We start from the raw sequence: 22,043 nt of genomic DNA, 5'->3' as shown, positions 1-22,043 counted from the left end.
GCCCGACGGACGGCCCGTCACATCCACCCCGACCGTGGCGGGACGGAGCGCGGCCCGACCCGGAGCCGTGTCCGGACGAGCGCTCGCCCTGCCCGCCCCGGGGCTGCGGCACGGCGGACCCGTCCGCCGTCCCCGCCCCTGGCGGCAGCGGGCCGCAGCGTCCGTCAGCCCGCTCCGCGACGTGGCGCGATCGATCACCGTGCCCGTCCCGAGGGCGTGCGCGACCGATCACCGTGCCCGTCCCGAGGGCGTGCGCGACCGATCACCACGCCCGTCCCCAGGGCGTGCGCGACCGATCACCACGCCCGTCCCGAGGGCGTGGCGCGACGGGGATCACCCGCCGCACCGACCACCCCGCCCGCGACGGGGTCCCGTCAGACCCGCTCCAGGATCATCGCGTTGGCGAGCCCGCCCGCCTCGCACATGGTCTGCAACGCATAGCGCGCACCGCGTTCCCGCATGGCGTGGACCAGGGTGGTCGTCAGGCGGGTGCCGCTCGCGCCGAGCGGGTGGCCGAGGGCGATGGCACCGCCGTGGACGTTGACTTTGGCGAGGTCGGCGCCGGTCTCCTGCTGCCAGGCGAGGACCACGCTGGAGAACGCCTCGTTGACCTCGAAGAGGTCGATGTCGCCGAGGGGGATCCCGGCCCGGCGCAGCACCTTCTCGGTGGCCGGGACGACACCCGTGAGCATCAGCAGCGGGTCGGAGCCGGTGACGGCGAAGCTGTGCAGCCGGGCGAGGGGGCGCAGGCCGAGCTTCGCGGCCGTCTCCCCCGCCATGACGAGGACGGCGGAGGCGCCGTCGTTGACGGGGCTGGCGTTGCCCGCGGTGACGTTCCACTCGATCTGCGGGAAGCGCTCGGCGAAGACCGGGTCGTGGTAGGCGGGCCTGAGCCCGGCCAGGACCTCGGTGCTGGTGTCAGGTCGCACGCACTCGTCGCGCGTGACGCCCTCCAGCGGCGCGACCTCCGCGTCGAACAGCCCCGCGTCCCAGGCCGCGGCGGCCTTGCGGTGCGAGGACACCGCGAAGGCGTCCATCTGCCCGCGGCCGATGGACCACTTGGCGGCGATGAGCTCGGCGCTGATGCCCTGCGGGACGAGCCCCTCCGGGTAGCGCGCGGCGATGCCGGGACCGAACGGGTCCTTGCCCTCGGGCACGTTGGACCACATCGGAACCCGGCTCATGGACTCGACCCCGCAGGCGACGGCGATGTCGTACGCGCCGGAGATGACGCCCTGGGCGGCGAAGTGCACCGCCTGCTGGGAGGAGCCGCACTGGCGGTCGACGGTCGTGGCGGGCACGGACTCGGGGAGTCCGGCGGAGAGGGCGGCGTAGCGGGTGGTGTTCATGGCCTGCTCGCCGACCTGGTCGACGGTGCCGCCGATGACGTCGTCGATCAGCTCCGGGTCCACGCCGGAGCGTTCGACGAGGGTGCGCAGGGTGTGGGCGAGCAGTTCGACGGGGTGGACGTGGGCGAGGGCGCCGTTGGGCTTGCCCTTGCCGACGGGTGTGCGCACGGCTTCCACGATGACTGCGTCACGCATGGTGCGGGCCTCCTTGGCCGGACCGGTTCAGGACGGTCACCCGGGATGGGCTACCGGTGAGTAGGAAATCCGAACTCACCATAACCCTGTACGTTGGAAACTCAAACCCACTTCCGGTCATGCCCGTAAACTGATCCCATGGCCGTCTCCAAAGATCCGCGCCCCTGCTCGATCGCCGACACGCTCGCCCTCGTCGGCGAGAAGTACTCCCTGCTCGTGCTGCGCGAGGTGTGCCTCGGCAACGGCCGCTTCGACCAGCTCGTGCGCAACATCGGCGCGCCGCGCGACATCCTGGCCACGCGGCTGCGCCGGCTGGTCGACGCCGGGATCCTCACCAAGCGCCCGTACAGCGAGCGCCCGCAGCGCTTCGAGTACCGGCCCACCGAGGCGGGTCTCGAACTGGAGCCCGTGCTGTGGACCCTGAAGGAGTGGGGCGACCGGCATCTGCGGGCGGACAGCGGCACGCCGATGGTGCTGGAGCATCACTGCGGCCACGAGTTCGTGCCGGTCGTCACCTGCCGGGCCTGCGGCGAGGAGGCGAAGCACCGGGAGCTGACCGCGCACCCGCGGGTGCCGGGCTGGACGGTGGGTGGCCCGGCGGCGGCCTGAGCGTCACCCGTACGGACGCGGCGGGTCACCGCACCTTCGCCGGGACTTCATCTCCGGGCGCTACAGTTCGCCTCCGGCACGCCCGAAGATCGCACGTCCGATGATCGACAGCACCGCAGCCGGCGGTGGGGGTGGGCCCTTCGACCTTTCCGCGATCGGCACTTGGACCCCGCTGCCCCATGTCTTGGTTCGAATCCCTGATCCTCGGCCTCGTCCAGGGTCTGACCGAGTTCCTGCCCGTCTCCTCCAGCGCGCATCTGCGGCTGACCGCGGCCTTCTCCGGCTGGGAGGACCCCGGCGCCGCCTTCACCGCGATCACGCAGATCGGCACGGAGGCCGCGGTGCTGATCTACTTCCGCAAGGACATCGGACGCATCCTGTCCGCGTGGTCCCGCTCGCTCACCGACAGGGAGATGCGCCGGGACCAGGACGCCCGCATGGGCTGGCTGGTCATCGTCGGCTCGATCCCGATCGGCGTGCTCGGGGTGACGCTCAAGGACCAGATCGAGGGCCCGTTCCGCGATCTGCGGCTGACGGCGGCGATGCTGATCGGCATGGGCGTCGTCCTGGGCGTCGCCGACCGGCTCGCGGCGCGCGCGGAGAGCGGCGGCCGGCACCGGGTGGCCGCGCCCCGCAAGGAGCTGGGCGACCTGACGGTCCGGGACGGCCTGATCTACGGCGTGTGCCAGGCGCTGGCCCTGATCCCGGGCGTCTCCCGCTCCGGGGCCACCATCAGCGGCGGCCTGTTCATGGGCTACCGGCGTGAGGCGGCGGCCCGTTACTCGTTCCTGCTCGCGATTCCCGCCGTGCTGGCGTCCGGCCTGTTCGAGCTGAAGGACGCGGCGGACGGCGGGCACGTCTCCTGGGGCCCGACGCTCTTCGCCACGGTGATCGCGTTCGCCACCGGGTACGCGGTGATCGCGTGGTTCATGAAGTTCATCTCGACCAAGAGCTTCATGCCGTTCGTCTGGTACCGGATCGCGCTCGGCATCGTGATCATCGCCCTGGTCGCCACGGGCGCGCTCAGCCCGCACGCGGCGGAGTCGGCGGGCTGATCGCCCGCAGGGGCGGGCCGGGCATGCGGAAACGGTTCTGCAGGTGAACGTACGCCCGGGACGTGTCCGCGGCACGTGACCGAACCCATACGGGTCCCGTAGCCGTCCGGTAGCGCACCGTCAGTCCATGGCCCTAGGCTTGTCCGCATGTCCCCCGATTTAACGCCCCCTGGTTCCGTGCGGTCCGCCGCCGAGGTGAACGAGCAGATCCGCGCCCTGTGGCTGCGGGCGGGCGGCTCCCTGTCCGCCCAGGAGCGTGAGGAGTACGAGATGCTGGTCGTCGAGTGGGCGGCCGCGATCCGCGGGCGGGTCGTCGAGGCGGCCTGACGCCCGCGCCGGACCGCGGTTCCTTTCAGTTGTTCTTTCAGCGTCCGCCCGCGACCCTCAGCACCGTCCCCGTGGTGTACGAGGCCTCCGGCGACATCAGCCAGGCGACCGCCGCGGCGATCTCCTCCGCCTGTCCCGCCCGCCGGAGCGGAATGGTCCCGGCCATCTCACGGACCCGGTCCGGCGCCCCCATCGCGGCGTGCATCTCCGTGTCGATCAGACCCGGGGCGACCGCGTTGACGCGCACACCGGCCGGGCCGAGTTCCTTCGACAGCCCCATCGTCAGCGCGTCCACGGCCGCCTTGGTCGCCGCGTAGTGCACGTACTCGCCGGGGCTGCCCAGGGTGGCGGCGCCGGAGGAGATGTTCACGATCACACCCGCGCCGCGCGGCGTCATCAACTGGGCGGCCCGCCGCGCGCACAGCAGCGTGCCGGTGACGTTGACGTCGACGACCCGCCGCAGGGTGTCCGTGCTCACCTCGGTGAAAGGACCGAGCGGCCCGGTCACCGCCGCGTTGTTCACCAGCCCCGTCAGTGGCCCGAGTTCGCGCTCCGTCACCTCGAACAGCCGCTCCACGTCGGCCTCGACGGAGGTGTCCGCCCGCACGGTCACCGCCCGCGCCCCCGCGGCCCGCACATCCTCGGCCACCTTCTCGGCGGCGTCGGCGTCCCGGACGTAGTTCACCGCCACGTCGTGCCCCTCGGCCGCCAGCCGACGGCAGGTCGCGGCGCCGATGCCCCGGCTCCCCCCGGTGACCACCGTGACCAGACGCTTCATGGATACCTCCTGGCGCAGAACGCGGTACGAAGATCCCCAGACTCGCAGACGCCCCCGCCGGCCTCGCGCCCGGGTCCGCGGGCCGGGGAGAAGTCCGCGGACCGGGGAATGTCCGCGCACGCCCCTTGGCTGCGCTCCCCGCATGGTCAACACTGAGCCGATGACGCAGCGTGTGGAGCTCGCGACCGTACGGGACCGGCTGGACCTGGACGGGCTCGTCACCGACTACGCGGTGGCCGTGGACGACGGCGACTGGGCGGCGTACCGGCGGCTGTTCACCCCGGACGGCCGGGCGGACTACCGCGCCGCCGGCGGCATCGAGGGGGACGCCGGGACGGTCGCCGGATGGCTGGCCGAGCGGTGTGCGGAGTACCCCGTGCGGCAGCACCTCTTCGTCAACCGGCGGATACGCCTCGGGACGTGGGAGCGGGACACCGGCGACACGGCCGAGGTGCGGACCGACTACGTCAGCCCCGCCTCCCGGGGCGACGGGGAGGGGGACGGAGCCGCCGTGCTCGATCTGCTGAGCGGCGGCCGGTGCGTGTTCACCGCGCTGCGCACGCCCGACGGCTGGCGGCTGAGCCGGGTCGTCGTACGGGAGAGGTGGCGGCGCCCGACCGGCGGACGGCCGGACGGTGTGATCGACTGAACCCGCGTCCGGGACGCACACTGGAGCCATCACGGGGTAGGGAGGCGCCCATGAGCAATCTCGGCCACCACCTCGCCTCCCCATGGCGCCGCTCGGTCGTCGCCGCGGTCGCGGGCGCGCTGCCCGTCCTGGCGTTCCCCGCCCCGAACCTGTGGTGGATCGCCTACGTCGCCCTGGTCCCCTGGCTGCTGCTGATCCGCTCCGCGCCGACCGGGCGCCGGGCCGCGTTCGACGGCTGGTGGGGCGCGTTCGGGTTCATGCTCGCCATGCACCACTGGCTGCTGCCCAGCCTGCACGTGTTCACGTTCGTCATCGCCGCGCTGCTGGGCGCGCTGTGGGCGCCGTGGGGGTGGCTGGTGCGCCGGACGCTGGGCGGCTCGCCGTCCGCGCGCCGGGTGGCGGCCGCGCTGCTGGTGGTGCCGTCGGGCTGGCTGGCGATCGAGCTGATCCGCTCCTGGCAGGGGCTCGGCGGGCCGTGGGGAGTGCTGGGCGCGAGCCAGTGGCGGGTGGAGGCGGCGCTGCGGCTGGCGTCGGTGGGCGGGGTGTGGCTGCCGAGCTTCCTGGTGGTGGCACTGAACGTCGCGGTGGCCGTGCTGGTCGCGATACGCCGGGCGCGGGTGCCGGCGGTGGCGGGGCTGGTGGCCGTGGCCGCCGCGGGGTCGGCCGCGTGGGCGGGGGCGCCGCGCCCGGAGCAGACCGGGGAGCGGACACGCATCGCGCTCGTGCAGCCGGGGGTCGTCGCGGGCCCGGACAGCGCCGACCGCCGCTTCGACCGCGAGGAGCGGCTGACCCGTGAGCTGGCCGGACAGGGCGTCGACCTGGTCGTCTGGGGCGAGAGCAGTGTCGGCTTCGACCTGGGCGACCGCCCCGACCTGGCCCGGCGGCTGGCCGCGCTGTCCCGGGCGACGGACGCGGAGATCCTGGTCAACGTGGACGCGCGGCGCTCGGACAAGCCCGGCATCTACAAGAGCTCGGTTCTGATCGGCCCGGACGGCCCGACCGGTGACCGGTACGACAAGATGCGGCTGGTGCCTTTCGGGGAGTACATCCCGGCCCGCTCGCTGCTGGGCTGGGCGACGTCCGTCGGCAAGGCGGCCGGCGAGGACCGCAGGCGCGGCTCCGAGCAGGTCGTGATGGACGTGGGCGACGGTCTGCGGATCGGTCCGATGGTGTGCTTCGAGACGGCGTTCCCCGACATGAGCCGCCATCTCGTGCAGGACGGCGCGGGCGTGCTGCTCGCGCAGTCGTCCACGTCGACGTTCCAGCAGAGCTGGGCGCCCGGGCAGCACGCCTCGCTGGCCGCGCTGCGCGCCGCCGAGACCGGCCGCCCGATGGTGCACGCGACCCTGACCGGGGTGTCCGCCGTGTACGGCGCGGGCGGCGGGCGGATCGGCCCGTGGCTCGGCACGGACGCCTCGGCCGCGCACGTGTACGACGTGCCGCTGGCCCGGGGCACCACACTGTACGTGCGGTTCGGCGACTGGCCCCCGCAGGCGGCGCTCGTCGTCCTCGCGGTCTACGGGGTGGTGGAGCTGGTGCGGTCTAGGCGAGGCGTTCGTCGACCGCTCGGACCACCCGTTCGCACAGCTCATGGGTCGCCAGTGCGTCACGGGCGCTGAGCGTCTTCCCGGCGCGCACCGCGTCCAGGAAGGCGAGCGTCACCTGCTCGATGCCGCGCTGCCGGGACACCGGCACCCAGTCGCCGCGCCGCCGCACGGTCGGCTGGCCCTTGTGGTCGATCACCTCGGCGAGGTTGACCACCTGGCGCTTGGTGTCCTGGCCGGACACCTCGAGGATCTCCTCCGTGGAACCGCTGAGCCGGTTCATCACGCCGAGGGCGGTGAAGCCGTCGCCGGCGAGCTGGAGCACCACGTGGTGCAGCAGCCCGTCCTCGGCGCGGGCGCGGACGGTCACGTCGTCGACCTGGCCGGGCACCAGGAAGCGCAGGGTGTCCACGACGTGGATGAAGTCGTCGAGGATCATCCGGCGCGGTTCCTCGGGCAGCCCGACCCGGTTCTTCTGCATGATGATCAGCTCGCGCGGATGGTCGGCGCACTGCGCGTAGCCGGGGGCGTAGCGGCGGTTGAAGCCGACGGCGAGGCTGACGCCGCGCTCTTCGGCGAGCGCCACCAGCCGCTCGGAGTCGGCGAGTTCGTAGGCGAGCGGCTTGTCGACGTACGTCGGCACGCCCGCCTCGAGCAGCCGGGTCACGATCTGCGGGTGGACGTCGGTCGGGGCGTGCACGAAGGCCGCGTCGAGGCCGGCGGCGATCAGTGCGTCGAGGTCGGCGTGGCGCTGCGCGGCCGGCAGATGGAGAAAGTCGCCGACCTGGGCCAGGGTGGCCGGGGTGCGGGTCTGCAGATGCAGCTCCACGCCGAGCTGGACGGCGAGCACCGGAAGATAGGCCTTCTGCGCGATGTCGCCGAGCCCGATGCAGCCGACCTTCACGGTGTGTTCTCCTCTGGTCCTCGCCTGCCGTGGTCCGCAGCGAGCATACGGGGTGCCCCGGAGCCGTCCAGGTCCGCACCGGAGGGCCTCCCCGGCGGCCGCCGGTCGGCGACCCCGTCGGAACCCGCGCAGGAACAGCGACGGCGCCGCCTTCGACAGCACGGCCGGCGCGGCGTCCCGTACGGCGAGGCCGACGCGGCCGGTCATCAGGTTGAGGCGGGCCGCCCGCACCGCACGGCGGGAAACGGCCGGCCCCCTCTTCTCCTGCCTGGCGGGCCCGTACCACTCCGAGATCCCGTCGGTCCCGGACATCCGCAGGGACCTGCGGGAGATCAGCGAGGGGATGCCGGGGACGGAGCCGGCGCTCCGAAGCGCGCCAGGCAGTGCCACACCTTCTTGACCGCCTGCGGGTCGTGCCGTCCCGTCGCGGCCGCCTCTCCGACCACGCGTGGATCGAGCACCCCGGCGACGGCGATCTCCGTGCCCAGTTCCACGGTTTCCGGGCCCCGGTAGCCGGGGTGCCGACGCAACTCCTCGACGGTCAGCGTGAATCCGGGGTGCCATTCCACGGGGCAGGACAGCCGACGGGCGGCGTCCTCGACGTCCGTGCCCCGGTAGCAGGGGTCGAGGACCAGGGCCTCGACGTCCCGGTCGAGACGCACCGGGCCGTGCACATGCGCCTCCACGCAGTCGTCCAGGGCGTCCCGCCGGTCGGCGAGCGCGAGTTCGACGAGCGCCATGTGCTCGGCGGTGCCGAAGTCCGAGGGGTCGAGACAGCTGTCCGGGTAGCAGAACGTGGTCCGTTCCAGGGCCGCCGCGGTGAGCCGGAAGTGGGAGGAGCCGAACCGCGGTGCCGCGCCGACCGGACGGCGCCGGTGGTCGAGGGCGCCGTAGACGGGCCGCTCGGACGCGGGCGCCTGGTCGTAGGCGCCGCCGAAGAGCCTGCTCTCCCACCGCCACCGGTCGCCGCCCGGGTAGGCGGTCAGGCCGCCGTTGCCGGTCCCGGTGACGAACTGCGAGACGTAGACACCGCTGTCGGCGAGGGAGCGGAGGATCGGCCTGCCCCGGGAGACGCGGTCGGGATGGAAATTGAGGGTCACCCGCAGGTCCCGGTTCAGGGGCGGGCCGGACGACAGCCGGGCCACATGCGCGAGGGCCCGTTCCTGCGATGCCCGGAGGATGCCACGGCTCATGCGCCGCAGTGTCCTCGGGGCGAGGCGGCCCACGCACGCGGATTTCGGCGCCCCCGCGACACAGCGGCACCGTACACCCCCTGGTGTGACCCCCACGTCAGCAGGAAAGGATGCCCGGATGACGACCCAGCGCAGTGAACCCCCGCAGAACGCCGACGAACGGACCATGCTCGAAGGGTGGCTCGACTACCATCGCGCGACGCTCGCCTGGAAGTGCGAGGGGCTGAGCGACGAGCAGTTGCGGGCCGCCTCCGTGGCTCCGTCGGCGTTGTCGCTGATGGGGCTGGTGCGGCACATGGCGGAGGTGGAACGCTCCTGGTTCCGGCGGGTGTTCGCCGGTGAGGACGCGCCGCCGATCTACTTCGGGGAGCACGACCCGGACGGGGAGTTCCACCCCGGCGAGGCGGACACCTGGAAGGACGCCTACGAGACCTGGCAGGCGGAGATCGCGGCCGCCCGGCGCAACGCGGCCGGCCACTCCCTCGACGAGCGCTCCCGGAACCGGCATCACTCGCACGCCGAGCCGTGCTCCCTGCGCTGGATCCACACGCACATGATCGAGGAGTACGCACGGCACAACGGACACGCGGACCTGATCCGGGAGGCGATCGACGGCGCCACCGGCGAGTGACGTCACCCGCCGCACCGGCGGGGCCCTCGAAGGTGGGCGGACATCACCCGTGCGGGGGACCGTCGTGCCTGTCCGTCCACCGGCCGGCGGGCCGAGCCAGCAAAGTGGCGGGGGTGCAGCGAACGACGACCACAGCAACGCTTCTGGTGACCGTGGCGGTCGCCGCCCTCTCGGGCTGTGTGACGGTCCAGCGTCCCCTCGCACCGGGCCCGGCGACCGCGCCGCCGCCGGGTGCCGGGCACGAGGCGGCGGGGCGCGACGCCTCGCCGGTCGTGCAGGCCCCGGCCCGCGAGGCCCTGCAGCGGGTTCCGGCCGACTCCCCCGAGGCGTCGCCGTCGAAGCGGCCCACCCCGAAGACCGAGCCGCCGAAGAGGGACGTGCCCTCCGACGCGCGCAACGGGCAGGCGCCGCGCATTCAGCAGCCCCGCGGCCCTGAGCGGTCGCAGCCGACCCGGCGCGCCCCGGCGCCGCGTCCGCCGGCCCAGCTCCCGGGCGGCGGCGGGTCCCTGCCCGGGGGCACCTCCGGCGGCTCGGACGTCTGCGCTCTGGGCAGGGAGTACGGAGGCTGGCCGGCGGACAGCCCGCAGGCGCGCATCTGCCGGGACACCTACGGCCGCTGAGCCGCGCCCCGCCTCACCTCTGCCGGGGCGGTCCCTGTCCCCCGGGCGGCATCCCGTCCTCCCCCAGCCGCGCCTCCAGCCGTCGGATCGCGGCCCGTACGCCCTCGCCGTAGCGGTCGTCGGCGAGGGTGCGGGCGGCGCCCCGGGCCCGGTCCAGATGGGCGCGGGCGGCGTCGGGGCGGCCGAGGCGGACATAGTCGGCGGCCAGATTGAGATGCAGCGACGGGTACAGGGCACGCGCCGCCGGGGCGTTGTCGTGGGCCGGGGTGCCGCCGGCCTCCTCGGCCGCCGTGAGCGCCCGCAGGTCCCAGGCCAGTTCGTCCTCGGGGTCGTCCTGGGTGTCGGCGAGGTAGTGGGCGAGGGTGCAGCGGTGCAGCGGGTCGCCGTGCTCGCCGATCTCCGCCCACAGGCCGAGGAAGCGGTGCCGGGCCTCCTCCCGGTCCCCCGCGTGGTGCAGCATCACGACCTGGCCGATCCGGGTGAGCAGGGCGTCCGGCGCCGCCTGTTCCTGTCGCTCCGTCACCGCGTCCTCCGCACCGTCACCCGCTGTCGCCCGCCGTCGTCCCCGACGCTAACCGCAGACGGGGACGATTCCGGACAGGCAGGCCGCCCCCGCGACATACGGGGTGCGGTCGGGTGCGAAGGCGCGGTACCCCGGTGTCACCGGCCGGGGCGGATCAGCCCAGGTTCGGGATGGTCCAGTCGATCGGCTGGTGCCCCTGCGCCGCCACCGCCTCGTCGATCTGCGAGAACGGCCGCGAGCCGAAGAACTTCTTCGCGGACAGCGGCGAGGGGTGCGCCCCCTTCACCACCACGTGCCGGCTCTCGTCGATCAGCGGCAGCTTCTTCTGCGCGTAGTTGCCCCACAGCACGAAGACCGCCGGGTCGGGACGGTTCGCCACCGCGCGGATCACCGCGTCGGTGAACAGCTCCCAGCCCCGCCCCTTGTGCGAGTTGGCCTCGCCCGCGCGGACCGTCAGCACCGCGTTGAGCAGCAGCACGCCCTGCCGGGCCCACGGCATCAGATAGCCGTTGTCCGGGACGGGCGTGCCCAGGTCGGCGTGCAGCTCCTTGTAGATGTTCCGCAGGGACGGCGGGATCTTCACCCCGGGCCGGACGGAGAAGCACAGCCCGTGCCCCTGGCCCTCCCCGTGGTACGGGTCCTGGCCGAGCACCAGGACCTTCACCTCGTCGTACGGCGTCGCCTCCAGGGCCGCGAAGACCTCCTCGCGGGGCGGGTAGACGGGACCGCGCGCCCGCTCCTCCTCGACGAACTCGGTCAGCTCCTTGAAGTAGGGCTGCTGCAGCTCGTCACCCAGAACCCCGCGCCAGGACTCGGGCAGCATGGCGATGTCGGTCACGTCGATTCCCTTGCTCACTTGGTCGTTTCCGGTTCTCCGAACCTACCGGCGACCACTGACAGCCGGCCTCGCGGCCGGCTGTCCGCGCGCTCTACCAGCTCGTCTTCCGGTAGAGCTGCCACATCATCATGATCGTGGAGGGGTCCAGGGCGCGTTCGGCGCCCGAGATCTCCCGGCTCGCCGCCACGTACTGCCGGCCCTGCCACAGCGGGAGCAGCCGCGCGTCGTTCACGAGGAGCTGCTGGGCCTCCTCGAACTGCTTCACCACGTTGCCCCGGTCGCTCTCGCGGCGGGAGCTGGGCAGCAGGTCGTTGACGATCTTCTTGTTCTCGTACGGCGTGCCGAGCGCGTTCTGCTTGCCGACGAACGGGGCGATGAAGTTGTCGGCGTCCGGGAAGTCGGGGAACCAGCCGCGGCCGAACACCGGGTACTCGCCCTTCTGGTAGCCCTCGACGTAGGTCTTCCAGGGGCGGCTCTTCAGCGTGACGTCGAACAGCCCGGACGTCTCCAGCTGCCGCTCGAGCTCCTTGAACTCCAGGGCGGTCTCGGAGCCGTAGCGGTCCGAGGTGTACCAGAGGGTGAGCGGCACCTTCTCGGTGATGCCGGCGTCGCGGAGGATCTCCTCGGCCTTGCCGGCGTCGGGCTCGCCGAAGTCGTCGAAGAAGCCGGTGGTGTGTCCGGTCAGGCCTTTGGGGACCATCGAGTACAGCGGGTCGACGGTGTCCTTGTAGACCTTGTGCGCGATGGCGGCGCGGTCGACGAGCTGCGCGATGGCCTGGCGCACGGCCTTCTTGCCGGCCCACGGGTCCTTCGGGTTGAACACCAGGTAGTTGATGTCGGTGCCGGTGCCGTCGATGAGCTGGATCTCCTCCTCCTTGGAGGTCCTGCCCTGCAGCTCGACGATGTCGCCGGCGGCCAGACCGCGGTAGGTGAGGTCGATGCGCTTGTCGCGCAGCGCCTGGACCATCTCGCCGGAGTCCTGGTAGTAGCGGATGGTGACCGCGTCGTTCTTCCGCTCGGCGTACCCCTTGTACTTGTCGTTGCGAACCAGCCGGGCCTCCTTGCCCTCCTCGTACGACTGGAGGGTGTACGGGCCCGATCCGACGACGCTCTTGTCCTCGCGGAGCGCTCCGGCGGGGTAGGAGTCGGGGTCGACGATCGACATCGCGGGGGTCGCGAGCACGAACGGGAAGGTGGCATCGGGCTTGTTGAGGTAGAAGACCACCTCGCGCTCGCTGGGCGCCTGGACCCGCTCGAGGCTGCCCAGCAGACCGGCGGGACCGCCGTTGACGTTGATCTGTCGGATGCGGTCGATCGAGTGCTTGACCGCCTTCGCGTCCAGTGTGCCGCCGTCGGAGAAGGTGAGGCCCTCGCGCAGCTCGCAGCGGAACACCTGGTTGGAGGTGTCGGAGAACTCGCAGTTCTCCGCCGCGTCCGGCTGCGGGGTCGTCGCGCCGATCGGGTAACTCAGCAGTGTCTGGTAGATGTTGCGGAACAGCTCCCAGGAGCTGTCCCAGGACGCGGCAGGATCCAGCGTGCTCGGCGAGCTGGTGGTTCCCACGACGATGGGGCCCTCGTCCTCAGGGCTGTCGGACGACAGAACTCCGCATCCGGTCAGCAGGGACGATATGGACGCGATGGCCGCCACCCGCCGCAGGCATCGATTCCGGTTGAACACGCGCACGCTCCTCGATCTGCCATACCAAGGGTCGGCGAACGATACCGCAGTGACACACCGGCTGACCCTCCTGGGAACGGGCCGTGAGATCAACTGGCGGATGACTACGTTGTCAGGGGCGTTTCGTGCCCACATCGCCGCCACGGACGCCGTTTTCGTCAACGGCGTCCGTGGCGGACGGGGCGGTGGTGACCGGTGCGCACGCGTGGTGCGCGGATCCGGGCGTACGAAGGCGGGCGCACCGATCCGGGCGTACGCCCGCGCATCCGGATGTACGGGTCAGCCGACGCCGGCGTTGAGGAAGATGCCGCCGTCGACGACCAGGTTCTGGCCGGTGACCCAGGCCGACTGCTCCGAGGTGAGGAACGCGGTCGCGCCGCCGATGTCGGACGGCACGCCGAGCCGGCCGAGCGGGTAGGACGCGGCGGCCTCCTCCTCCCGGCCCTCGTACAGCGCCTGGGCGAACTTGGTCTTCACCACGGCCGGGGAGATGGAGTTGACCCGCACCTTCGGCGCGAACTCGTGCGCCAGCTGCTGGGTGAGGTTGATCAGCGCGGCCTTGCTGACGCCGTACGCGGCGATGAAGGGCGAGGGGGCGACGCCCGCGACGGAGGCGATGTTGACGATCGTGCCGCCGTTGTCCTTCTGCCAGGCGTGCCAGGTCTTCTGGGCGAAGCCCAGCGCCGAGATCACGTTGGTCTCGAAGACCTTGCGCGCCACGTTCAGGTCGAGGTCGGCGACGGGGCCGAACACCGGGTTGGTGCCCGCGTTGTTGACCAGGTGGTCGACCCGGCCGAAGGCCTCCATGACACGCTCGACGGCGAGCGCCTGGTGGGCCTCGTCGTGCGCCTTGCCGGCCACGTAGATCGCCCGGTCGGCGCCGAGCTGCTCCACGGCCTCCTTCAGGGCGTCCTCGTTGCGTCCGGTGATGCAGACCCGGTCGCCGCGGGCGACCAGCGCCTCCGCGACGCCGTAGCCGATGCCGCGGCTGGCGCCCGTGATCAGGGCGACCTTGCCGGTGGGTTCCACTGTCGTCATGTCCAGGTCCTTTAGTCGAGCGGTCCGCCGGCCACGTACAGCACCTGGCCGGAGACGAAGCCTGCCGCGTCCGCGGTGAAGAAGGCGATGGCGTTGGCGACGTCCTCCGGCTCGCCGACGCGGGCGACGGGGATCTGGGTGGCGGCGGCGGCCTTGAAGTCCTCGAAGCCCATGCCGACGCGGTCGGCGGTGGTCTTGGTCATCTCGGTGGCGATGAAGCCGGGGGCGACGGCGTTGGCGGTGACGCCGAACTTGCCGAGCTCCTTGGCGAGGGTCTTGGTGAAGCCCTGGAGACCGGCCTTGGCGGCGGAGTAGTTGACCTGGCCGCGGTTGCCGAGCGCGGAGGAGGACGACAGGTTGACGATGCGGCCGAAGCCGGCGTCCACCATGTGCTTCTGACAGGCCTTCGACATCAGGAAGGCGCCGCGCAGGTGCACGTTCATGACGGTGTCCCAGTCGGAGACGCTCATCTTGAACAGCAGGTTGTCGCGCAGGACGCCCGCGTTGTTGACCAGGATCGTCGGCGCGCCGAGTTCCTCGGCGACGCGCGCGACGGCCGCCTCGACCTGCGCCTCGTCGGAGACGTCGCAGCCGACCGCGATCGCCTTGCCGCCGGCGGCGGTGATCTTCTCGACGGTGTCCTTGCAGGCGGCCTCGTCGAGGTCCAGCACGGCGACCGCGCGGCCCTCGGCGGCCAGTCGTACGGCGGTGGCGGCGCCGATGCCGCGCGCGGCGCCGGTGACGACCGCGACCCGCTGCTCAGTGGTGGACATTGCTGCTTCTCCTCGCCCTTGGGATGCGGCTCCTGCGGCCGGCTCGAATCGGTGAGCGACCGCTTAGTACCTTCAGCAGACGTGACGCTAGAAGCCCTGGCACCCGGTGTCAACGGCGCACCGCGCGTGTGTGATCCATTCCCCGCGGCGGGGTGGGCCCGTCCGGGGTCCCGTTCGCCTCCCCGGTACCCGATCGGCCCAGCGCTGCGCGCCGTCGGGGCGGGCGGAACCTAGCGTCGAAGCGCGAGCTCCCGCGGCCGGAAAGGAGGCGCCCGATGCGCCGTCGCACCGGTGCCATAGGCACGTTGATCGCGCTCGCCGCGATCGTGCCGATGGCCGACATCGCCCACGCCCAGGACCTGGACTGCGCCGACTTCACCTACCAGGAGGACGCGCAGACCTTCTTCGACATGGACCGCAGTGATCCGCACCGCCTCGACGAGGACCCGGGCCCGGACGACGGCATCGCCTGCGAGGCGCTCCCGCGCCGCGGCCTGACGTCCTCGACGTTCCGCCCGGCCCCGACCACCCGCCCGCCGACGCCGACACCGACCCGCACGCCTACCGCCACGGCCTCACCGACCCGGCCCACGGCGACGCCGACGCGGACGGTCACACCGACGCGAACGGTGACGCCGACGAGGACCGCCACACCCACGGCCACCGCGACGGCGTCCCCGGCGCCCACCTCCGCCGCCCCCACGCCGACGCGCGGCGTCCAGGGCGGCCTGGGCGGCGCCTCGACGGACGGCCCGACGAACTGGGACCTCGGCATCGGCGCGACGTTCGCCGGCGGCGCGCTGCTGGCCACGGGATGGGTGATCCGGCGCCGGCGCAGCTGAAGGCGGGGCGCGGCACTTCGGGCCGCCCCGACGCAATGCCCGCGCCGTGCGCGGCGTCGAGGCCGACCGGTATCGGCACTCCGGCGGCCGGTGCGGTGTCCCAGGCCCTCTCGAGCCGATGGCGTCACCGGCTGCCTGGGCGGGGCGCGAACGCGCGGCGTCGGAGCCGCCCGGGCGCGGCCACAGCGGGTACTCGTCGGGCGAGACGCCTGCCGTCGGTGACCCGTCAGCTCCGGAGCACAGCGCGAACGCGCGGCCCCGGAGTCACCCCTCCGCACCGCGGCCCAGCCTTCGTGCAGCGGCGCCTGCCCTCGGCAACACCGGCTTTCGAGCCGGGCTCAGCCACACGGCCTCACAGCCGCCCAGGCAGCGCGACCCGGCCGCCTGAGCAACGACGCCCGTCGGCGGCAATGCCAGCTCCTGGAGCAGGGCGCGAACACGCCACTCCGAAGCCGTCCGGGCATCACACCCACGCGTACAGCCCGCCGGGGATGCCATCTGCCGCCGACGACAGCGCGTCCCCGGCAGAGCGCGACCGCGCGGCGCCTCGCTCTCCGGTGCAACAGCGGCCGCGCCCAGCGCGCCGGCGCATCCGACGCGCCCGCGGCAGCCCACTGACCGCCCGCGACAGCAGCGGGCTCCGGGGCCGGCGGGCCGCCCGCCTTCGGGGAACCGGGCGGCACCGCCCGAAAGGCACGCCTTCCGGCCCCCGCCGGCGCAGCGACCCCGCAGCGACCCCGCCCCTACCGGACCAGCAGGTCCAGCAGCCGCTCCGTCTCCGCACCCGGGTTCGCCGTAAGCCCCGTGTGGACCGGGCCCGGCTGGACGATCGTCGAGCGGGGGGCGATCAGCCAGCGGAAGCGGCGGCCGGGGTCGTCGTGGGCCGCCTGGCCCGCCGCGTCGCCGCCCGCGCAGACGCCCTCGACGGCACGCAGGGCGGCCCGTACGCCGGGGACGTCGGCGGCGGGGTCGAGGGCGAGCAGGCGCCCCTCGTCGAGGTGGGTGCGGGCGCCGACGTAGGAGAGGGGCCGGCAGTACACCAGCACCCCCGCGTTGATGCGTTCGCCGCGTTCGATGCGCGGCACGACGTGCAGCACCGCGTACTCGTAGACGTGCAGGTCGCTCACCGGTCCCCCTCGAGGCCCTCGATGCGGTCGTGGATGCCGGCGACGCGGGCGAGCAGCGGGCGGGCGTAGGCGCGCCGGAGCTCGTCGGGGTTGTCGAAGCCGGGTTCTCCGGCCAGCCACACGTCGGGGACCTGGGCGGTGACCTCGGCGAGCAGCTCCTCGGTGACGCGCGGGGCGAGGTCGGCCGCCGCGGCGGCGACGTCCGGCGCGCACCCCCGCAGCGCGTGGTCGGAGGCGTCGTAGGGGCGGGCGGCGGAGGCCTCGGCGCCGGGCCAGTTGTGGTGCCAGATCATGGTCGCGCCGTGGTCGATGAGCCACAGTTCGCCGCGCAGGCGCAGCATGTTGGGGTTGCGCCAGGAGCGGTCGACGTTGTTGACCAGCGCGTCGAACCAGACGATCCGCCCCGCCTCCTCGGGGCTGACCTCGAAGGCGAGCGGGTCGAAGCCGAGGGCGCCGGAGAGGAAGTCCGTCCCGAGGTTGGTGCCGCCGCTGGACTTCAGCAACTGCTGCACCTCCGGGTCGGGTTCGCCGAGCCCGAGCACCGGGTCGAGCTCGACGGTGACCAGGCGAGGCACCCGCAGCCCCAGCCGGCGGGCCAGCTCCCCGCAGACCACCTCGGCGACGAGCGTCTTGCGGCCCTGTCCGGCGCCGGTGAACTTCAGCGCGTAGGTGCCGAGGTCGTCCGCCTCGATCAGTCCGGGGAGCGAGCCGCCCTCGCGCAGCGGCGCGATGAATCGGGTCGCGATGACTTCCTTGAGCATCGCCCCAGGCTACTGGCGTGTCGCCGCACGTCGGAGGCGGCCCGGCGACGCGCCGCCGACGAGCGACAGGCAACCGACAGCTGTGGCTTACGCCCCTCCGACCGCACGCAGGCGAAGCTCTCGGCACTGCCTGAACGGTCCGGGCCCGCCGACCGTACCTGTTTCCAGATCACGCTTCATCCCCGGAAGGGACACACCGGCATGACCGTATCGTTCCAGCCCGCATCGGGACCCGCCCGCCGCACGGTGGTGGCGGCCGCGGGGGCCGCCGGCCTCGCCGTGGCGCTCACCGCGTGCGGAGGTTCCGACGACGACGCGTCCGCCGCCCCGGCACCGTCCGGCGGCGCGGCCGACGACGCCGCGAACGGCGGCGGCACGGGCGGGAGTTCCGGCGGCGACGCCGCCGGCGGCACGCCGCTCGCCTCGACCGCCGACATCCCCGAGGGCGGCGGCAAGGTGTTCGCCGACCAGAAGGTGGTGGTCGTGCAGCCGTCGGCGGGCGAGTTCAAAGCGTACTCCGCGACCTGCACCCACCAGGGCTGCGCGGTGAAGAGCGTCTCCGACGGGCTCATCAACTGCCCTTGCCACAACAGCAACTTCTCCGTCACCGACGGCAGCGTCAGCAGCGGTCCCGCGACCAAGCCGCTGCCGGAGGTGCGGATCACCGTCGACGGCGACTCCATCACCCTCGCCTGAACCGCCGGACCCGTGCACGATGGGGGAATACGTGCACGGCACACGCACAGCACGACAGCAGAAGGGGCCGTATGACCGCCACACAGCGCCGGGGTCGCAAGATCATGATGACGCCCGGGGAGCTGGACGACTTCCTCACCGAGCAGCGCACCTGCCGGGTCGCCACGGTGTCCGCCGACGGCATGCCGCACGTGAGCACGCTGTGGTTCGTGTGGGACGGCGTCTCGATGTGGCTGTACTCCGTGGTGCGCAGCAGGCGGTTCGCGGACCTGCGGCGCGACCCGAGGGTGGCGATCGTGGTCGACACGGGCGAGGAGTACGACGAGCTGCGCGGCGCCGAGCTGTCGGGGCGGGTGGAGTTCGTGGGCGAGATCCCGCGCACCGGCGAGCTGCGGGCGGAACTGGACGTGCCGGAGACGCTGTTCGCCCGTAAGAACTTCGGGATGGACGAGATGCCGCACGACGGACGGCACGCGTGGCTTCGGCTGACCCCGGAGAAGATCGTGTCCTGGGACTTCAGGAAGCTGGCGCAGCCGTCCTGACGGCGGCCGCCTGAGGGACCCCGCCGGCGGACTCGGGCGCGCCGCCCGCCGGAGTGCCCCCGACCCGCTCCCCCGCCGCCCGCAGCGCCCGTACCGCCGCCCGGATCGACGGGCGGCGGTCCGCGTCGGCGCGCCAGACGACGAACACGTGCCGCCGGACCCGCTGCCGCAGCGGCACGGTCACCACCCCGCCGGGCAGCGGGTCGCGTCCCAGCAGGGGTGCCACGCACACCCCGAGCCCCGCCGCGACCAGGTTGAGCTGGGTGTGGCTCTCGGCGGCGCGGTGCGCGACGATCGGCTCGACGCCCTTGGAACGCAGGGTGAACATCAGCCACTCGTGGCAGAACTCGCCCTCGCCCCAGGTGATCCACTCGTCCTCGGCCAGCTCGGCGAGGTCGATCTCGTCCCGTCCGGCGAGCGGATGGTCGGCCGGCAGGGCCACGTCGGCCGGGTCGTCCAGCAGCAGCGCCTTGACCAGCCCGTCGGGCAGCGGCATCGGCTTGTTGTACCAGTCGAGCACCACCGCGAGGTCGAGGTCGCCGCGGACGACGCCCCGGATGCCGTTCTCGGGCTCCAGCTCCCGCGACCGCACCCGCAGCGCCGGATGGCGTTCCTTCAAGTCGGCGAGCGCGGCCGGGAACAGCCCGCGCGCGGCGGTCGGAAAGGCGGAGATCCGCAGCTCGCCCGCGACCTGCCCGCGTTGGGCTTCCAGGTCGGCCTGGGCCAGCTCCACCTGGGACAGGATGCGCGCGGCGTGCTCGGCGAGCAGCCGGCCGGCGTCCGTGAGCCGCACCCCGCGCCCGTGCTTGGCGAGGAGCCGCTGTCCCACCTCGCGCTCCAGCTTGGCCATCTGCTGCGAGACGGCGGAGGTGGTGATGTGCAGCCCCTCCGCCGCACCGCTGACCGAGCCGTGCCGGGCGAGGGCGTCGAGGGTGCGCAGGCGCTCCAGATTCAACATGTAAGCGATGCTACGAGTTACCGCGTGCGATTTCTCGATTGTGCTACGAGGTGACTCTGCCGCATCGTTACCGGCATGAGCAGTGTCACCGCGACCACCACCGCGCCGGATCCCACCGGATCCGCAGGCGTCCCCGCCCCTTCCCGCCCGCGCCTGGACTGGCGCCTCCGTTTCGCCGCCCTCTCCCTGATCTGGGGCTTCAGCTTCCTCCTCATCAAGGTCGGCACCCAGGGCTACGCCCCCTTCCAGGTCACCCTGGGACGCCTGGCGTTCGGCACGGCCGTGCTGGCGGTCGCCATGGCGGTACGGCGGGAGGGGCTGCCGCGGGGTGCCCGTACCTGGATGCATCTGGCGGTCGCCGGTTTCCTGCTCAACGCGCTGCCGTTCTCGCTGTTCGCCTTCGCGGAGCTGACCATCCCGTCCACCCTGGCCGGCATCTGCAACGCGACCTCCCCGCTGTGGGGCATGGCGCTGTCCCTCGTCGCCCTGCGCGAGGACCGGCCGACCCGGGTGCGGGTGGCCGGCCTGGGCCTCGGCTTCCTGGGGGTGCTGACCGTGCTCGGGGCCTGGCAGGGCTTCCACGGCCTGGACGCACGCGGCACGGCCCTCGCCCTGCTCGCCTCCCTGAGCTATCCCGTCGGCTGGATCTACGTCCGCCGCACCCTCGCCGGCAGCAGCGCGTCGCACCTCTCCCTGACGGGCGGCCAGTTGCTGCTCGCGACGGTCCAACTGGCGGTGGTGACCCCGCTGTTCACGTCGGTGCCGTCGAGCCTGTCGCTCGGCCCGCTGCTCGCGATCGCCGCCCTGGGCACGCTCGGCACGGGCCTGGCGGTCCTCATCCAGTACGGCATCGTCGCCGAGGTCGGCCCGACGACGGGCCAGATGGTCACCTACTTCGTCCCGGTGATCGCGGCAGCGGCGGGCATCCTGCTGCTGGGCGAGACCCTGACGTGGTCGACACCGGTGGGGGCGGCGGTGGTGCTGGCGGGTGCGGCGCTGACGCAGGTGAAGCCGAAGCGGAGGGGGTGACCGGGGCGGGGTGCCCCGGGTCCGGGAGTGGGGGCGCGCCTCACGCGTACGTCCGCCGGCCCCCGTCCCCCGGCCGCACGGCCGCCGCGATCGCCTCCGCCAGCGGCTCGATCTCCGCGTCCGTCAGGGTGGACACGGTGACGCGGATGCCCGGGGGCGTGTTCATCCGGAAGCGGGCTCCGGGGGCCACCGCCCAGCCGGCGTGCAGGAGGCGGGCGACCGCGCCCGTCTCGTCGGGGACCGGCACCCACAGGTTCATGCCGCTGCACCCGTGCGCCTCGACCCCGCGCCGGCCGAGCGCCGCGGCCAGCGCGTCCCGGCGTTGCCCGTAGCGGGCCGCGACGGCCGTCGGGTCCACCGCGCCGCCGGCCCACAGCCGTGCCACCGCGCGCTGGAGGGTCAGGCTGACCCAGCCGGGACCGAGGCGCTGCCGGCCGCGTACCCGGTCGAGGGTGAGCGCGTCGCCGGTGAGGATCCCGAGGCGCAGGTCGGGACCGTACGCCTTCGCGGCCGAGCGGGAGAAGGCCCAGCGGTGGGTGACGCCCGCGAGGGGGTGCAGCGGGAGGTCGACGATGTGGTGCCCGTGGTCGTCCTCGATCAGGAGCGTCTCGGGATGTTCGGCGAGCACCGCCCGCAACGCGTCCGCCCGCTCGGCGCTCAGCGCGGCACCCGTCGGGTTCTGCGCGCGGTCGGTGACGATCAGCGCCCGCGCCCCGCCCTCCAGCGCCCTGCGTACGTCCACCGGCAGCGGGCCCTCGTCGTCCACGGCCACCGGCACGGTGCGCAGGCCGAGCGCCGGCACCAGGTCCAGCAGGCTCCCCCACCCCGGGTCCTCGACCACCACCGCGTCCCCCGGCCGCAGATGGGCGGCGAGCACCCGCTCCACCGCGTCCAGCGCACCCGAGGTGACGGCGATCGGCCCGCCCGGCACCCCGTCCGCGTCCAGTCCGGCCCGCGCCAGCCGTTCCAGCTCGGGGTCGACGGGCGCGTGCCCGTACAGCACCGGCTCCTTGTCGCCCTGCGCCGCGGCCGCCGCGAACGCCCCGGCCAGCGGGGGCAGCAGCGCGGGGTCCGGGTTGCCGTCGGACAGGTCGCGTACACCCGGCGGGACCTCGACCCGGATCATCTCGCGGGCGGTGGTGGCCGGCTTGGGCCGCACCCGGCTGCCCCGCCGGCCGGCCGTCTCGATGACCCCGCGCTCGCGCAGGGTCCGGTACGCGGCCGCCACGGTGTTCGGGTTCACCCCGAGCCGCTCGGCCAACTCCCTCATGGGGGGCAGCAGTTCGCCCGGCTGCAGGGCGCCCTCCCCCACCGCCCGCTCGATGCTCGCGGAAATCTCCGCTGCACGCCGCCCACTGATCCGATACTCTCCTAGCACAAACCA

24 protein-coding genes are annotated in these 22,043 nt (G+C 73.2%); 11 read left to right on the top strand and 13 right to left on the bottom strand.

Annotated elements, in window-relative coordinates; translation table 11 throughout:
- Positions 1-374: 374 nt before the first annotated feature.
- Entirely contained in the window at positions 375-1,544 is a 1,170-nt protein-coding gene (locus ACQY0Z_RS19215; protein ID WP_439812570.1) for a thiolase family protein, read from the bottom strand.
- A 138-nt stretch (positions 1,545-1,682) separates the two neighbouring features.
- On the opposite strand from ACQY0Z_RS19215, the gene ACQY0Z_RS19210 reads away from it, so the two are divergent.
- The 3 genes from ACQY0Z_RS19210 to ACQY0Z_RS19200 all read left to right on the top strand — a co-directional run bounded on the left by ACQY0Z_RS19210 (position 1,683) and on the right by ACQY0Z_RS19200 (position 3,535).
- Positions 1,683-2,153: a winged helix-turn-helix transcriptional regulator gene (locus ACQY0Z_RS19210; protein ID WP_189905001.1), complete on the top strand. Its 471-nt coding sequence runs from the start codon at positions 1,683-1,685 to the stop codon at positions 2,151-2,153.
- Between the two features lie 179 nt (positions 2,154-2,332).
- Positions 2,333-3,208 (top strand): undecaprenyl-diphosphate phosphatase, encoded by an 876-nt coding sequence (locus ACQY0Z_RS19205; RefSeq protein ID WP_189904999.1) that lies wholly within the window; start codon positions 2,333-2,335, stop codon positions 3,206-3,208.
- A 147-nt stretch (positions 3,209-3,355) separates the two neighbouring features.
- Entirely contained in the window at positions 3,356-3,535 is a 180-nt protein-coding gene (locus ACQY0Z_RS19200) for a hypothetical protein (RefSeq protein ID WP_063823437.1), read from the top strand.
- A 37-nt stretch (positions 3,536-3,572) separates the two neighbouring features.
- Here the strand turns inward: ACQY0Z_RS19200 and ACQY0Z_RS19195 are convergent, their stop codons facing one another.
- Positions 3,573-4,313 (bottom strand): SDR family NAD(P)-dependent oxidoreductase, encoded by a 741-nt coding sequence (locus ACQY0Z_RS19195; protein WP_189904996.1) that lies wholly within the window; start codon positions 4,311-4,313, stop codon positions 3,573-3,575.
- A 160-nt stretch (positions 4,314-4,473) separates the two neighbouring features.
- Here ACQY0Z_RS19195 and ACQY0Z_RS19190 point away from each other — a divergent pair, with 160 nt between their 5' ends.
- Positions 4,474-4,962, top strand: a complete 489-nt coding sequence (locus tag ACQY0Z_RS19190) for a nuclear transport factor 2 family protein (RefSeq protein WP_254586770.1) — start codon at positions 4,474-4,476, stop codon at positions 4,960-4,962.
- 50 nt (positions 4,963-5,012) lie between these two features.
- Positions 5,013-6,581, top strand: coding sequence for an apolipoprotein N-acyltransferase (gene lnt / locus ACQY0Z_RS19185; protein ID WP_347225100.1), 1,569 nt, complete (start codon positions 5,013-5,015; stop codon positions 6,579-6,581).
- Here lnt and ACQY0Z_RS19180 read toward each other — a convergent pair.
- Both ACQY0Z_RS19180 and ACQY0Z_RS19175 read right to left on the bottom strand, forming a co-directional pair.
- Positions 6,505-7,410: a Gfo/Idh/MocA family protein gene (locus ACQY0Z_RS19180; RefSeq protein WP_439812569.1), complete on the bottom strand. Its 906-nt coding sequence runs from the start codon at positions 7,408-7,410 to the stop codon at positions 6,505-6,507. The genes lnt and ACQY0Z_RS19180 overlap by 77 nt on opposite strands.
- A 332-nt stretch (positions 7,411-7,742) precedes the next feature.
- The gene (locus tag ACQY0Z_RS19175; protein ID WP_347225101.1) at positions 7,743-8,603 is read right to left on the bottom strand and encodes a DUF3626 domain-containing protein; all 861 of its coding nucleotides are present in this window, start codon (positions 8,601-8,603) and stop codon (positions 7,743-7,745) included.
- 118 nt (positions 8,604-8,721) lie between these two features.
- On the opposite strand from ACQY0Z_RS19175, the gene ACQY0Z_RS19170 reads away from it, so the two are divergent.
- Complete coding sequence (locus ACQY0Z_RS19170; RefSeq protein WP_189904986.1) at positions 8,722-9,234, top strand: DinB family protein; 513 nt, start codon at positions 8,722-8,724, stop codon at positions 9,232-9,234.
- A 146-nt stretch (positions 9,235-9,380) separates the two neighbouring features.
- Positions 9,381-9,854, top strand: a complete 474-nt coding sequence (locus ACQY0Z_RS19165) for a hypothetical protein (RefSeq protein ID WP_254586780.1) — start codon at positions 9,381-9,383, stop codon at positions 9,852-9,854.
- 13 nt (positions 9,855-9,867) lie between these two features.
- On the opposite strand, the gene ACQY0Z_RS19160 is transcribed toward ACQY0Z_RS19165, so the two are convergent.
- From ACQY0Z_RS19160 to fabG, 5 genes are all read right to left on the bottom strand, one after another.
- Positions 9,868-10,377 (bottom strand): hypothetical protein, encoded by a 510-nt coding sequence (locus ACQY0Z_RS19160; protein ID WP_189904983.1) that lies wholly within the window; start codon positions 10,375-10,377, stop codon positions 9,868-9,870.
- Positions 10,378-10,531: 154 nt separating this feature from the next.
- Positions 10,532-11,215 (bottom strand): uracil-DNA glycosylase, encoded by a 684-nt coding sequence (gene ung, locus ACQY0Z_RS19155; protein ID WP_026244003.1) that lies wholly within the window; start codon positions 11,213-11,215, stop codon positions 10,532-10,534.
- Positions 11,216-11,306: 91 nt separating this feature from the next.
- Entirely contained in the window at positions 11,307-12,893 is a 1,587-nt protein-coding gene (locus ACQY0Z_RS19150; protein WP_254586767.1) for an ABC transporter substrate-binding protein, read from the bottom strand.
- A gap of 279 nt (positions 12,894-13,172) precedes the next feature.
- Positions 13,173-13,931 (bottom strand): SDR family oxidoreductase, encoded by a 759-nt coding sequence (locus tag ACQY0Z_RS19145; protein WP_189904980.1) that lies wholly within the window; start codon positions 13,929-13,931, stop codon positions 13,173-13,175.
- Between the two features lie 11 nt (positions 13,932-13,942).
- Positions 13,943-14,704 (bottom strand): 3-oxoacyl-ACP reductase FabG, encoded by a 762-nt coding sequence (gene fabG, locus ACQY0Z_RS19140; RefSeq protein ID WP_347225102.1) that lies wholly within the window; start codon positions 14,702-14,704, stop codon positions 13,943-13,945.
- A gap of 275 nt (positions 14,705-14,979) precedes the next feature.
- On the opposite strand from fabG, the gene ACQY0Z_RS19135 reads away from it, so the two are divergent.
- Positions 14,980-15,546: an excalibur calcium-binding protein gene (locus ACQY0Z_RS19135; protein WP_439812568.1), complete on the top strand. Its 567-nt coding sequence runs from the start codon at positions 14,980-14,982 to the stop codon at positions 15,544-15,546.
- Between the two features lie 743 nt (positions 15,547-16,289).
- Here ACQY0Z_RS19135 and ACQY0Z_RS19130 read toward each other — a convergent pair.
- On the bottom strand, positions 16,290-16,673 hold the full coding sequence (locus ACQY0Z_RS19130) for a DUF3037 domain-containing protein (RefSeq protein ID WP_254588316.1): 384 nt from the start codon (positions 16,671-16,673) through the stop codon (positions 16,290-16,292).
- Complete coding sequence (locus ACQY0Z_RS19125) at positions 16,670-17,434, bottom strand: HipA family kinase (RefSeq protein ID WP_189904975.1); 765 nt, start codon at positions 17,432-17,434, stop codon at positions 16,670-16,672. Before ACQY0Z_RS19125 ends, ACQY0Z_RS19130 begins: the two co-directional genes overlap by 4 nt.
- A 201-nt stretch (positions 17,435-17,635) precedes the next feature.
- On the opposite strand from ACQY0Z_RS19125, the gene ACQY0Z_RS19120 reads away from it, so the two are divergent.
- Both ACQY0Z_RS19120 and ACQY0Z_RS19115 read left to right on the top strand, forming a co-directional pair.
- Positions 17,636-18,130: a Rieske (2Fe-2S) protein gene (locus ACQY0Z_RS19120; protein WP_189904974.1), complete on the top strand. Its 495-nt coding sequence runs from the start codon at positions 17,636-17,638 to the stop codon at positions 18,128-18,130.
- 71 nt (positions 18,131-18,201) lie between these two features.
- The gene (locus tag ACQY0Z_RS19115) at positions 18,202-18,672 is read left to right on the top strand and encodes a pyridoxamine 5'-phosphate oxidase family protein (RefSeq protein WP_189904973.1); all 471 of its coding nucleotides are present in this window, start codon (positions 18,202-18,204) and stop codon (positions 18,670-18,672) included.
- On the opposite strand, the gene ACQY0Z_RS19110 is transcribed toward ACQY0Z_RS19115, so the two are convergent.
- Positions 18,647-19,630, bottom strand: a complete 984-nt coding sequence (locus tag ACQY0Z_RS19110) for a LysR family transcriptional regulator (protein ID WP_189904972.1) — start codon at positions 19,628-19,630, stop codon at positions 18,647-18,649. The genes ACQY0Z_RS19115 and ACQY0Z_RS19110 overlap by 26 nt on opposite strands.
- Before the next feature lie 75 nt (positions 19,631-19,705).
- Between ACQY0Z_RS19110 and ACQY0Z_RS19105 the strand changes: the two genes are divergently transcribed.
- Positions 19,706-20,659 carry a DMT family transporter gene (locus ACQY0Z_RS19105; protein ID WP_347225106.1) on the top strand — a complete coding sequence of 318 codons (954 nt, stop codon included), beginning with the start codon at positions 19,706-19,708 and terminating at the stop codon, positions 20,657-20,659.
- Between the two features lie 40 nt (positions 20,660-20,699).
- On the opposite strand, the gene ACQY0Z_RS19100 is transcribed toward ACQY0Z_RS19105, so the two are convergent.
- Entirely contained in the window at positions 20,700-22,037 is a 1,338-nt protein-coding gene (locus ACQY0Z_RS19100) for an aminotransferase class I/II-fold pyridoxal phosphate-dependent enzyme (RefSeq protein WP_189904970.1), read from the bottom strand.
- Positions 22,038-22,043 lie beyond the last annotated feature (6 nt).

Origin of the sequence: Streptomyces sp. P9-2 (assembly GCF_051903975.1) — a bacterium.
GTDB lineage: Bacteria > Actinomycetota > Actinomycetes > Streptomycetales > Streptomycetaceae > Streptomyces > Streptomyces cellulosae.
This window is presented reverse-complemented; position numbering and strand designations above follow the sequence as displayed.